Genomic DNA, 13,179 nt, shown 5'->3' on the forward strand with positions numbered 1-13,179 from the left:
AAAGTTCTAAGTCTGTATTTGAAAGAGGAATACCGTTGTAGTGAAAATCGTTGGACTATTTTAGTAAGATCGCTAAGTTCTTAGTTTGTCTCTTAGTGTGAGGGTCATCTACAAGAAGCTGTCGATTTTGCGGAGGCTGCAGCAAATATGGATCGTCAATTCAGTCAGTTCAATAATATGGGAATGGACACTTTCTTGAGAGGGTGTCTTTTTTATTTGAAAATAAATGTTGAGTTTCTTTATTCATCGCGTTGATTTAGTAATCTAGCAATTACATTCAACGTTATTTTAATAGAATTATGGTCCTACTATTAAGAGCCTTCCTATCTTTGGCGAATATCATATAATTACAAGGAGGTTTTTTTAATGGCAGATTTATACGCAAATTTTGCAGAGCTACAAGCTAATGAAACATACGGTATAGACTATTCTATTACTGTACAAGAACATCCGACTAGTGATATTACGGTATTTACACCACATGGTGGAGGTATTGAGGTTGGCACATCAGAAGCGGTAATTGCGTCCGCAAAAGACATTGCTAACCTATACCTGTTCGAAGGTTTAAATTCTAGCAACAATGACACCCTTCATATTACCAGTGCCAACTTCGATGAGCCTCAAGCCGTGCAACTGATTACATCTAAAGCGCGAGCAATCTCCCTTCACGGATACTATGACCCAGATAACCAAACCATTCTATTAGGCGGTTTAGATACAGAATGGCGTGATATTTTTAAAAAAAAATTTACAAGAGCAGGTTTTAACACCGTTATCGCCAACTCCACGACAGGATATCAAGGAATCGAACCAACCAATATCGTGAATAGATGCTCTTCAGGTGCCGGAGTCCAGTTAGAACTTAGCACCGCCTTACGTAAATCCTTTTTCCAAAACGGTGATTGGTCCATAGCAAACCGCATAAACACTACAAAGACCTTTGATAAGTTTATCCAAGTCATCCGTAGTGTTATCTACTAAGTAAGCCCTGCTTGGACAGTTCAGCAAAGCCATATCCAGTGTTTTTTCTCCAATTGTATAAATTATCTTTAATATTTCCATTAAATTTTAAGCGTGAATAATTAAGTTGATAGTCTAAAAGATTCGTTTTGCTTGTTTGAAGTTTGTATTTCTACCCAAAGACTTACATTAGATTTAGAAGGATAGTAAAAACCTTCTAAACCCTCTATAAAATCCTCTAGGATTTCAAATGTTTTAGGAGCTGTTCCTGATGCAGTAAATTCTCACCTGCAACAAGGTACTTAAAAAGCCCTAATGCAGGATTTCAATTTGTAACAAATACTTCAGTTTTAGTTCCACCAGAACTCATATGGTCAAGTACCTTGCTACGTGCTAGTAAAACTGCTGAAACTTTATCCAATGCTATCAAATGTTGAGTAGCATTCTTAGGCGAGTTTAGAGAGGTGTAGGATATGGAGAGTAAATTTGATTTTACGTTACGAGCTCAAAATGTACTTTCCTATATTAGAGAAAACAGTGCAAATTATAAAAGAATTGCTGTTGTTTCCCATGGAGCATGATTACAAAATTGATTGAAGGTTTTCTTTAATTACCACCCGAAATTAATGATGTGTGGTTCAATTCTAATAATACTGGTACATCTTCTCGAATATACCGAACATTCATATAAAACTTATTAGATTTTTAAACAGTGCCACGCATTATGGGCGCGCTAATAACCACTTTTCTTTGATTTTTAAGTAAAGGGAGCCCAATTTCTAGAAATTAGGCTTTTATTAGGGATATCGATAACGTGGTAAACCCACATTTTCCTTTAGCCCTACTAGGATTATTCATTTTCCAAATTTGTAAGTATAAAAAGGCAGCCACCTTACATAATGGCTAATTTTGCAACTTATTAATTTATCGCGAAGTAAGCTTTTTAACTGAATCGATAATTTCATCCCAGTCTTCACTATGAATCTCATGTCCTGATCCATCAAGGGTCACTAATTCAGCATGAGGGATGGCTTTTGCAAGAGCAAGCCCGTGCTCGTATGGCAAGGCTGGATCTTCTGTGCCATGAATGATAAGGGCAGGTACGGATATCTCACCCATTCTATCAAAATATTCATCTCCGCCAGCAAGCATGGCATGATTAAATCTGCTTGTTAGTTGTTTGGCGCGGTCCGCCTCTCTTTTTGCCAGTTTATACATTCTTTCCTGCTCATAAGGTTTGGAACCGGCTAAAGTTTTCCATCCATCTGCAAGAAAAGCGATGGCCGCCTCCCGATTTGACCAATCCATGAAAGCACTCTTTGCATGGTGATCCAATATGCTCTGGTCCATTGGAGGCAGTTTTTCCATTACAGTCCCGAACACACTTGATGCAATTAACGTAAGCGTATTTACGCGTTCCGGATATCTCAAGGCAAGAATCTGGCCGATCATACCGCCTAGCGACATTCCGACGATAGAAGCCCGCTCTATGGAATAAGCATCCAGGACACCCGCGGCATCGTCAGCCATGTCCGTTATTGTATAGTTGGAGGTACCCGGTTCATAAATGACCGATCGTCCCAGATCCCGATGATCGTACCGAATGACAAACCTCCCCGAATCAGCGAGGCGGTGACAGAAGTCCTCATCCCACCAGTCTAATGAAGACATTGCCCCCATGATCAAAAGCACAGCAGGGTCCTTTGGGTTTCCAAAACTTTCTGTACATATATCCACTTTATTTATTTTCAGTATCTGTTCACTCATGTTTTTTACCTCCGTATTAAATATTATCTAATAGCCGTTACCATGGCGAAGATCAATAAATACTTCCCGGAGCATATGATTGGCCTGCCCCTTAATTATCGCAGTCTAACCCACTTAATAATCATGACAAGGCCTCCTTTTGTATTTGTAAAATGGGAAATATCCCTATATTACTGTAACATGTGCGAATTCTTTATACCACCAAATTTTTCCATAACCCCATAAAGGCAGAAAACCCCGAATACAGAGCACCTTTTTTGGTGTCATTTATTCGGGGTTTATTGTAGATGTTTTTCCTTTTATTGTGCTGTATATCCGCCATCTAACACGACTGCCTGGCCTGTGATGCCCCGTGCTTTGTCGCTTGCGAGGAAAATGGCGTAGTCGGCAATTTCACTTACATCAAGTAAGCGGTTTTGTGGGACAAGTGGATAGATTACCTCTTCCAAAACGCTTTCTAATGGTACTTGTCTTGTTTTCGCCAGATCCTCCAGTTGACCGCGGACGAGTGGTGTGTCTACGTATCCTGGGCAAAGGGCATTGACGGTAATGCCAAAAGAGGCGCTTTCCAAGGCGGCGACTTTCGTTAATCCGATTACACCGTGTTTGGCACTATTGTATGCTGCTTTGTTGGCAAATCCAATCAGACCGTTAATGGAAGAGATGTTGATGATTCTGCCGAAGCCTTGTTCTTTCATGATGGGCAAAACGTTCTTAATTGAAATGAATGGGGCGGTCAGCATGATTTTGATCATCAGTTCGAATTTTTCAGTTGGAAACTCTTCAATTGGTGCAACATGCTGAAGGCCGGCGTTATTGATGAAAATGTCTATTCGTCCGTATTTTTCTTTAGCTTGTTTGATTAGCTGGATAATATCCTCTTCACTTGTTACGTCTGCTTTTAAGCCGATAACTTCCAAGCCTTTGTTCCTTAGGGCTAAAGCGGCTTTTTCAACTGTGTTTTGATCAAGGTCAGACAAAACGACCTTTGCGCCATTTTCAGCAAATATCTTTCCAATCTCAAAGCCGATTCCTCTAGCAGATCCGGTAATGATCGCCACTTTATCTTTAACCATTTTACATTCCTCCAATAAAAAATGTAATGGTCCAGGTCTGTCATTTTATATAGTAAGCAGGGAATATTTCACAAGGTAAGCTCAATCGGAAATATAAAGGGAAGGTTATAAAAATATGGTTTAGGTTAATGAGTAAGAGTCTATCATGATTTTCTGGATAAAAAAAGAATTTTATTTCCCCTTATCGTTGGCATAAATATTGCATATATAAAAAGGTGAGTAAATACAGGTAATTGAAACGGAAAGGGGAAGCTGGATGATTAAAAAAGTTGCCATTATCGGTTCAGGTGTAATGGGAAGCGGGATCGCACAGTCATTTGCAGTTAGCGGGTATTTCGTGACCATTAACGATATAAAGGATGAGTTGCTATATCATGCCCAAAATCGAATTTCTGAGAATCTATCACTGCTCATTGAGGAAGGGGTTTTGACTGATGAGGAAAAGCAAGCCGCTTTAGCGAATATTACATACAGTGTAGATTTGAAAGGGGCAGTAAGGGATGCTGATTTTATCATTGAGGCCATTCCGGAAGTCATCGAGCTGAAGTTAAATCTATATGAGCAAATGGAGGAAATGATCAAACCGGATGCAATTGTTGCTTCAAATACATCGACCTTTCCGATTTCTCAATTGATGGGGAAGGCCTCGTTTGCGGACAGAATGGTCATCACGCATTTCTTTAATCCTGGCCATTTGGTTCCATTGGTTGAAATTGTTCAGCATGACGAAACAAAGCCGGAAATCGTCAAGGCAACAATGGATTTAATGCGTAAAATCGGCAAGTCTCCGATTCTCCTGAAAAAGGAAATAGCAGGATTCATTGCCAATCGTCTCCAGACTGCCTTGATGCGGGAAGCCTTTTATCTATTAAAAGAGGGCGTTGCCGATGCTGAGGATATCGATACAGCGATAACGGCTGGACCAGGTTTTCGATGGGCATTTACCGGGCCGATCGAGATTGCTGATTTTGGCGGACTGGATACATGGCAACGCGTTTTCGATAATGTTTCACCAGTATTGGATCAGAGTAAGGAAGCCCCTGATATGATTCGTGATTTGGTTGCTAAGGGAAAGCTTGGGACGAAGTCGGGAGAAGGGATTTTTACGTATGAAGAATCTACCGTTTCTCAGAAAATTAATGAGAGGGACCGTCATTTTATTAAACTGGGAAAATTAAAAATGGAGAAGGAGGAAGTATTATGAGAGAAGTAGTGATTGTAGGGGCAGCAAGAACACCAGTTGGTGCGTTTGGTGGCAGTCTTGCCAATGTTTCAGCGGTTGAATTGGGAGTTGTTGCAGCTAAGGAAGCGATTAAGCGGGCAAATATCTCGGCTGACATGATCGATGAGGTATTGGTAGGGAATATTCTATCTGCTGGATTAGGGCAAAATGTGGCACGTCAGGTTGCGATTCATGCAGGGATTCCGGAAACAACGCCAGCCATGGCCGTTAATAAACTTTGCGGATCTGGCCTCCGTACGGTAATAATGGGAGCCCAATTCATTGCCCTTGGTGATGCAGATGTGATTCTCGCCGGGGGTATTGAAAGCATGAGCAATGCCCCGTATTTACTTCCAAATTATCGTTTTGGACAGAAAATGGGTAATGCCGAAGCAGTCGATTCCATGACATATGACGCCTTAACGGATGTTTTTAATCAATATCATATGGGCGTGACTGCGGAGAATATCGCCGAACAGTGGGAAATCAGCCGTGAAAAGCAGGACGAATTTGCTTTAGATAGCCAAAGAAAGGCTGAAAAGGCGCAGCTTGAAGGACGATTTGCAGATGAAATCGTACCTGTTGAATATAAACGCAGAGGAAAGACGATCTTGGTGGACCAAGATGAACACCCGCGTCATGGGCTGACGATTGACCAGCTAGCGAAGCTGCGTCCTGCTTTTAAGGAAAATGGAACGGTTACGGCAGGAAATGCATCCGGAATCAATGATGGGGGGGCGATGTTAGTCCTAATGTCTAAAGAAAAAGCGGACGAGCTAGGACTGGAAACGTTAGCAACAATTAAGTCATATGCAAACGCCGCGCTTGATCCGAAAATCATGGGTTACGGTCCAGTGCCTGCGACAAGAAAAGCTTTGGCAAAAGCGGGATTGACAATAGATGATATTGATTTGATGGAAGTGAACGAAGCCTTTGCGGCACAGTCACTCGCTGTGCTTAAGGACCTTGAACTGAAGCCGGAGAAAGTGAATGTAAATGGCGGGGCGATTGCTCTGGGGCATCCTGTAGGTGCTTCCGGTGCCCGGATTTTAGTGACTTTATTGTATGAAATGAAACTTAGGGATGCAAAAACAGGCCTTGCTACCTTATGTATCGGTGGCGGACAGGGAACTGCACTGATTGTGGAACGGTAATGACTTGGCCCCATTTTCCAATGATATAATGGAGGAAACTTCAGACGGGTTAAGGAGAATAGGAATGGTCAGCGATAATAAAACTGTTCAATTCGAATTAGTGAAAGCGATATTGGAAGAATTGCCTTTTGGTGTTTTGGTAATGAAAAACGAAACAGAAATCGTTCTCTGCAATCGCGTATTATCCGAGGCTTTTGCGGAGAATCAATTTGATCTGCAAATAAATTTGATTTTAGAAAAAAACCTTGTACCAGCCGTAAATACTCCGATTCGTTTGAACGGTAATAATGGGATTATCAGAAAAGCAATCGTTCAAATGGGTGATGAGGAATATCAGATTTATCTCCTATTGTTTACAAATAATAAAAGTGATTTTCTTAATGTCGATAATCATGAAGAACTTCTGTTTAAGGATATTATCGAATTTGCCTATGACGGGCTGGTGATGGTCGATACGGAAGGGTATGTCCAAATGCTGAGCCACGCTTATGCGGATTTTCTTGGCGTCGAACAGGAAAGCTCAATAGGGAAACATGTAACGGAGGTCATTGAAAACACCCGTATGCATGTGGTCGCCAAAACCGGCAAGCAAGAGGTCGCTGAATTACAGAAAATTAAAGATAATTATATAATTGCGACCCGCTCCCCGATAAGGAAACAAGGGAAATTGATAGGGGCGGTCGGTAAGATTCTTTTTAAGAATGTCGGGCAATTTACCGCTCTTTCCAAACGGATAAATTCACTTGAAGTAGAGCTGAAAAAGTACAAAGGCGATTTTCGCGAGAGAAATAAGGCCTCATATACGTTTGATCATTTGATGGGGAGAAGTCCTGCTTTCATGGAAGTAAAAGGTCAAGCCAAAATTGCTGCTAAAAGCGACTCAAATGTGTTGATTTTGGGCGAAAGCGGAACAGGGAAGGAGCTGTTTGCCCATTCCATCCATAATGACAGCAGACGGGCCATGGGTGTGTTTGTCAAAGTGAACTGTGCCGCCATCCCGGCAGAGCTGCTGGAGTCAGAGCTTTTTGGCTATGAAGAGGGTTCTTTCACCGGTGCCAAAAAAGGCGGAAAAGCAGGTAAGTTCGAAGCGGCTGAAGGAGGTACGATTTTTCTCGATGAAATCGGTGAGCTGCCACTGCATATGCAGGTGAAGCTGCTCCGTGTTTTACAAGAAAAAGAGATTGAGAGGGTCGGTTCGACGGGAAGCATTCCGATTGATGTACGGGTAATCGCTGCAACAAACCGTAATCTGGAGGAAATGGTCTCGAAAGGGGAATTCCGACTTGATATGTATTACCGGCTGAAGGTCTTGCAAATCCAGGTTCCTTCCTTGAGGGAGCGACCAGAGGACATTGAAATACTGGTAAATCATTTTGTTGAAAAGTACCAGAACCTCATGAAAAAACGTGTAACGGGGATGAGTGATCAAGCATTACGGCTGCTTCGCCTTTATAAATGGCCGGGTAATATTCGTGAGCTGGAGAATATCATTGAACGTGCAATGAATATTGTTGAAGAAGGGGAAATGATACGTTCCAAGCAACTCCCTAAAGAAATAACGGGTCATAAAGAGTCAGTTTCAATCCGCACTTTAGCTGAAGTGATGGATGAAACCGAACGGGCTGCAATCGTTTCATGTTTGGAAATGACTTCTGGTAATAAATCAGAAACGGCAAAGATACTCGGTGTGAGCCGAACAACACTGTATGAAAAAATGAATAAATATGGTTTATGACTGTTGAAAAGTATCCTTTTGCCAAAGGATACTATCTAAATTTTTAATAAAGTAGATTGAAACGGGTGTGCGAGACTCCTGCGGGAAAGTAAGTGCCTTACGTTCCAAGTATCGTTCAATTTATACAAACCCTAAAATAACCGTAGACAAACTCAAGTATTATCGAGTTTATCTACAGTCTGAAGTGCCCTTTAGCCAAAGGGCACTTTTTAATACTTTTTAACCACCTCTTAAGAATAGACACACATTTGTGACTATTTTACTCTAGTGATATGTGAGTGTGTCAAGAAATCCGTACATAAAATGAGAGGAAATTTAAATGTTGTAAGAAAAGGCTTACACTTTTTTGAAGTTTATACTTATGTGTATTGAAACCTTGACAGTTTTAAAGGGTTTTAGCTTTTAAAAGGGAAATAAAATATTTGAAAAGGCTTTAAAAGTTGAGGTTTTTCCATTTAATTTAAGTTGGCACAAGAATTGCTTGATTACTTTAGTGAATGGCCTATCTGTCATTTTATATGGTGTTACCACGTAAAATGAAAAGGGATTTCGTAATTCAACAGATTGTTGAAAGCGTTCTCAAAAATTAGGAAGCACTTAGTAAGATCATTCAGCTTGACTTGGGGAAGGCAGGTTTGGATGGTAAAAGCGGAAAAATTAAAAATGTGGAATTTAGGAGATTAATGTTTCTACTAATAGGCTTCCGAAATAATTTTGGGGCAAGGGGAGAAAAGAAAAGGGGGAATAGTATTGGTGATTCAAATTTTAGCCATCGTTGTGGCGTTGGGACTTTTAATCTTTTTAGCCTACCGGGGCTATCCGGTCATTATCATAGCGCCGCTTGTTACGTTATTGGCGGTCATTTTATCTGGTGGTCATTTGCTTCCGAGTTATACAGAGACATATATGACGTTTGCTGCTAACTATATAAAAGCGTTTTTTCCGATATTTTTACTAGGGGCGGTATTTGGAAAAGTCATGGAAATGAGCGGTGCAGCAGCATCCATTGCCAAGACCATCGTAAAATCACTAGGCTCAAAGCAGGCCATTCTTGCTGTAGTGCTGGCCTGTTCGGCGCTTACATATGGCGGGGTTTCGCTGTTTGTAGTGGCATTCGCCGTTTATCCATTTGCAGCGGCAATTTTTAAAGAAGCAGACATTCCAAAGAGATTATTGCCAGGAACGATAGCATTAGGCGCTTTCACTTATACGATGGATGCTCTTCCTGGAACACCTCAGATTCAAAATATCATTCCAACGAATTATTTCGGAACAGATACCTATGCTGCTCCGTTAATGGGGATTATTGGAGCGATCATGGTATTCACTGGAGGAATGCTCTGGTTAGAACGCCGCCGCAGGCAAGCGGTGGCAAATGGTGAAGGTTACGGGGAAGGACATATTAATGAACCAGAAAGTGCAGAACAGCAAAACCTGCCTAACTTTTGGCTGTCCATCGTACCGCTCATCCTTGTCGTCGCGTTTAATTTTGCTTTCAGCCGCAGTGCCATTTCGGTTAAGCACTGGTATGATGCATCGATGCTGAAGGAAACTTTCAACATTGCCGATGTAAGCACAGTCACTTCATCCTGGTCTTTGATTGTTGCATTGACAATCGGTATTATTGCAGCGATGCTTCTGAATGTTGGACGTATCAAGGTCAAATTGGCAAGTGGATTAACAGCTGCGGCAATGGGATCATTGCTTGCCATATTCAATACTGCATCTGAAGTTGGTTTTGGGAATGTGGTGAAAACGCTTCCTGGATTCTCGGTCATTCAAAACTGGGTGTTCGATGCAAGCGGTAATCCGCTCGTATCCGAAGCAATCGCCGTCAATGTGCTGGCAGGGATTACCGGATCTGCATCCGGTGGACTTTCGATTGCGTTAGAAGTTATGGGAAGTCACTATTTGCAGGTGGCCCAAAGTGTCGGAATCACCCCGGAAATGCTTCATCGAATTGCATCGATGGCATCTGGCGGGATGGATACGCTGCCGCATAATGGTGCCGTCATTACCTTGCTTGCCATTACTGGACTGACACATCGTCAATCTTACAAGGATATCTTTGCGATTACGGTTTTGAAAACAGTGACCGTGTTCATCATAGCTTTTGCAACTTCACTGTTTATTTAATAGAATAGTATTAAGAATGGAGATGATGGAAAATGAGTAAATTATTAACATCTTTTGATAGCGCTATTCAACAAATCGAGGATGGAGCAACCATTATCGTTGGCGGGTTCGGATTAAGCGGGATACCAGAAAAACTCATCATTGCTTTGCGTAACAAAGGTGTAAAGGATTTGACGATTGTCAGCAACAATTGTGGAGTCGACGATTGGGGGCTGGGTCTTTTGCTTGAAAATAAACAAATCAAAAAAATGATCGCTTCTTATGTAGGGGAAAATAAGTTATTTGAACAGCAATTCTTAAGTGGCGAACTGGAGGTCGAGCTAGTTCCCCAAGGAACGCTGGCCGAGCGCTTAAGAGCGGGCGGAGCGGGAATTCCTGCCTTTTATACAGCTACAGGAGTAGGAACGGAAGTCGCAAAAGGTAAAGAACATAAAGAGTTTGATGGCCGCACATACATTATGGAAAAAGGAATAGTCGGAGATTTTGCCTTTGTAAAAGCCTGGAAAGCAGATCATTTCGGTAATCTTGTATATCGGAAAACGGCAAGGAATTTTAACCCTGTCGTTGCCACAGCAGGGAAAGTCACGCTTGTCGAAGTGGAGGAGCTCGTGGGCACTGGAGAGCTCGATCCGGATGAAATTCATACTTCAGGGGTTTATGTACAGAAAGTGCTTGTAGGAAATGACTATGAAAAACGAATTGAAAGACTTACAACCGCTAACGCATAAAAAGGAGGAGTATTCGAATGACTAGACAACTGATTTTAGAACGGGCCGTTAAAGAAATCCAAGATGGTATGTGTGTGAATTTAGGGATTGGAATGCCGACCTTGATTGCCAACATGATTCCAAATGACTTTAATGTTATGCTTCAATCGGAAAATGGCTTACTGGGAATCGGGCCTTATCCGCAAATGGATGAAGTCGATCCGGACTTGATTAATGCTGGAAAAGAAACAGTGACGGCAAAATCAGGGGCATCATTTTTTGATAGCGCTGAATCGTTCGCGATGATCCGCGGCGGTCACATCGATCTAGCCATTTTAGGCGGGATGGAAGTTTCCGAGAATGGGGACTTGGCAAACTGGATGATTCCAGGGAAGATGGTAAAAGGAATGGGCGGAGCGATGGACCTCGTCCAAGGCGCAAAACGAATTGTTGTCATTATGGACCATGTGAACAAGCATGGGGAATCCAAAGTGAAAAAGAACTGTACATTGCCATTGACAGGAGAAAAGGTCGTCCATTGCCTGATTACCGAACTGGCTGTTTTTCAATTTACAGAAGCTGGCATGGAATTGATTGAATTGCAAAATGGCATCACACTTGATGAAGTGAAAAGTAAAACAGAGGCTGACTTTACAATAAGCCCCTCTATTGAAATTAAAGCATAAGTTAAAGAGATTAATAAAATAATTCATTATTAGGCTACTTTCATTCGCAAACGGGCGAACGGAAGCAGTCTATTTTTTTGTGGTGTTTTAGGGGGAATTTCCTTTCTATAGTGAGGAAACAACAGGCGACAAAAGGGTATCTGAATTTTTAAAACAAAGTTGATTGGAACAGAAGGTACGAGACTCCTGCGGGAAAAGCGCTTCCAAGGGAGACCCCGCGTAAGGGCCGCCCGCGGAAAGAGAGTGCCCTACGTTCCAATCAACATTCATATTTTAACAAACCCTCAAAAAAAAACATTCACAGGTTTTATTACTTTTTATATGGATGAAATCATTATTAGCTTGAAGTAATTTGCGACAAATCCTGCCGAATAAATGGCTAGCCGAGACCCCACAGACGCTTGTCAGACAGTCGGCGGAAAGGGAGCGGATTTCTGAAATCAGCTGGAACGTTTGTTAAATAACCTATTACTTCCATTCTCTAATAAATGAGAACAAAATTTCCCAACCATGCTACTTTTCCATTAAAAAGGCTTATATAAAGTCTGAAAGGGAACGGCTTACGGAACTTAATAGGGGGGATTACATTGACGGTGGCATTACGAACGTTATTGGATCGATCAGTGAAAAAGATGGGCAAAGGGATGAATCCTGTTGTGAAGGCTTCAGCATTGGAAATGATTGAACGTGCTTATAATGAAGGGATTTATGTACAGATAAGTGCGGGTTATCGTTCTTTGGAAGAACAAGCTTCGCTTTACGGTCAAGGACGGGTTTATATTTACAATGGAAAAAACTATAGTAATCTAGCTAAGCCCATTGTGACAAACGCTAAGCCAGGCCAATCCTATCATAATTATGGACTGGCTATTGATTTCTTCATTGTGAGTGATGATGGCAAGAAAGCGATATGGACAGTGAACTCAAAATGGCAGCGTGTGGCTGCCATAGGTAAAGAGTTAGGATTTATCTGGGGCGGGGATTGGACTTCATTCAGGGATTATCCCCACTTGGAGATGACGGGCGGGTTATCCTATAAACAGTTACAAGCAGGAAAAAAACCTCTTATTACTTCTCCAAAGACCAGCAAAGGTGATGGCCATATAATTTCCATACAAAAAACGATAAATAGCCGATATAAAACGGCTATTGCCGTAGATGGCGTTTATGGTCCCAAAACCCGCTCGGCCCTTATAAAAGGTTTACAAGCGGAACTGAATAAGCAATTCAATAAAAAGCTAGTTGTCGATGGAAAATGGGGACCTAAAACCAAGACTGCGGTCGTCACTATAAAAAAAGGAGCTAGCTGCAATATCACATGGATTCTGCAGGCAGCACTTTATATGGAAGGGTTTGACCCCGGTCCCCTTGATGCAATATTCGGGGAAAATACCGAGATGGCATTATATAAATACCAAAAGGCAAAAAAGATTACTGCAGATAAGCAAGCAGGTAAAGAAACATGGAATGGATTGTTTGCTTGATAGCGAATGAGAACAGTATTGTGTAAATTTTGTATGAATGAAAAGATGGTAGAAGTCTATTGTTTATTCGAGAGATTTTTTTAGTTTTCCTTTAAATATTAATTTAATTTTTGAGCAAATAAAAGAGACTACTTATTGTGGCCCAAACCGTAAAAAAACATGGTCTGAACCTTAGAGTGGGATCTGAACTTTTTCTTAATATAGGTGATTCTCACTTTTTTTCGATTGGACATGGGTTTTGCCAAGTTTTCT

General features: G+C 41.4%; 10 protein-coding genes. 8 read left to right on the forward strand and 2 right to left on the reverse strand.

What is annotated here, in order from left to right:
- The first annotated feature begins 366 nt into the window (after positions 1–366).
- Positions 367–981: a poly-gamma-glutamate hydrolase family protein gene (locus N9I19_RS22115; RefSeq protein WP_317778994.1), complete on the forward strand. Its 615-nt coding sequence runs from the start codon at positions 367–369 to the stop codon at positions 979–981.
- Positions 982–1,884: 903 nt separating this feature from the next.
- On the opposite strand, the gene mleCBF is transcribed toward N9I19_RS22115, so the two are convergent.
- Positions 1,885–2,727 carry a CBF family alpha/beta fold macrolide esterase gene (gene mleCBF, locus N9I19_RS22120; RefSeq protein WP_317778995.1) on the reverse strand — a complete coding sequence of 281 codons (843 nt, stop codon included), beginning with the start codon at positions 2,725–2,727 and terminating at the stop codon, positions 1,885–1,887.
- A 299-nt stretch (positions 2,728–3,026) separates the two neighbouring features.
- Positions 3,027–3,803 (reverse strand): 3-hydroxybutyrate dehydrogenase, encoded by a 777-nt coding sequence (locus N9I19_RS22125; protein ID WP_317778996.1) that lies wholly within the window; start codon positions 3,801–3,803, stop codon positions 3,027–3,029.
- 256 nt (positions 3,804–4,059) lie between these two features.
- Between N9I19_RS22125 and N9I19_RS22130 the strand changes: the two genes are divergently transcribed.
- From N9I19_RS22130 to N9I19_RS22160, 7 genes are all read left to right on the forward strand, one after another.
- Complete coding sequence (locus tag N9I19_RS22130) at positions 4,060–5,007, forward strand: 3-hydroxyacyl-CoA dehydrogenase family protein (RefSeq protein WP_317778997.1); 948 nt, start codon at positions 4,060–4,062, stop codon at positions 5,005–5,007.
- On the forward strand, positions 5,004–6,179 hold the full coding sequence (locus N9I19_RS22135) for an acetyl-CoA C-acetyltransferase (protein ID WP_317778998.1): 1,176 nt from the start codon (positions 5,004–5,006) through the stop codon (positions 6,177–6,179). Before N9I19_RS22130 ends, N9I19_RS22135 begins: the two co-directional genes overlap by 4 nt.
- A 64-nt stretch (positions 6,180–6,243) precedes the next feature.
- On the forward strand, positions 6,244–7,914 hold the full coding sequence (locus N9I19_RS22140) for a sigma-54 interaction domain-containing protein (protein ID WP_317778999.1): 1,671 nt from the start codon (positions 6,244–6,246) through the stop codon (positions 7,912–7,914).
- 750 nt (positions 7,915–8,664) lie between these two features.
- Complete coding sequence (locus N9I19_RS22145; protein WP_061464624.1) at positions 8,665–10,050, forward strand: GntP family permease; 1,386 nt, start codon at positions 8,665–8,667, stop codon at positions 10,048–10,050.
- Positions 10,051–10,082: 32 nt separating this feature from the next.
- A complete protein-coding gene (locus N9I19_RS22150; protein ID WP_034309718.1) occupies positions 10,083–10,778 on the forward strand; it encodes a CoA transferase subunit A in 696 nt (231 codons plus the stop codon).
- Between the two features lie 17 nt (positions 10,779–10,795).
- Positions 10,796–11,443 carry a 3-oxoacid CoA-transferase subunit B gene (locus tag N9I19_RS22155; protein ID WP_411730782.1) on the forward strand — a complete coding sequence of 216 codons (648 nt, stop codon included), beginning with the start codon at positions 10,796–10,798 and terminating at the stop codon, positions 11,441–11,443.
- A gap of 593 nt (positions 11,444–12,036) precedes the next feature.
- Entirely contained in the window at positions 12,037–12,927 is an 891-nt protein-coding gene (locus N9I19_RS22160) for a M15 family metallopeptidase (protein ID WP_317779001.1), read from the forward strand.
- The last annotated feature ends 252 nt before the right edge of the window (positions 12,928–13,179 follow it).

The organism is Peribacillus sp. CSMR9, from assembly GCF_033141925.1.
In the GTDB taxonomy this organism is placed as follows: domain Bacteria; phylum Bacillota; class Bacilli; order Bacillales; family DSM-1321; genus Peribacillus; species Peribacillus simplex_A.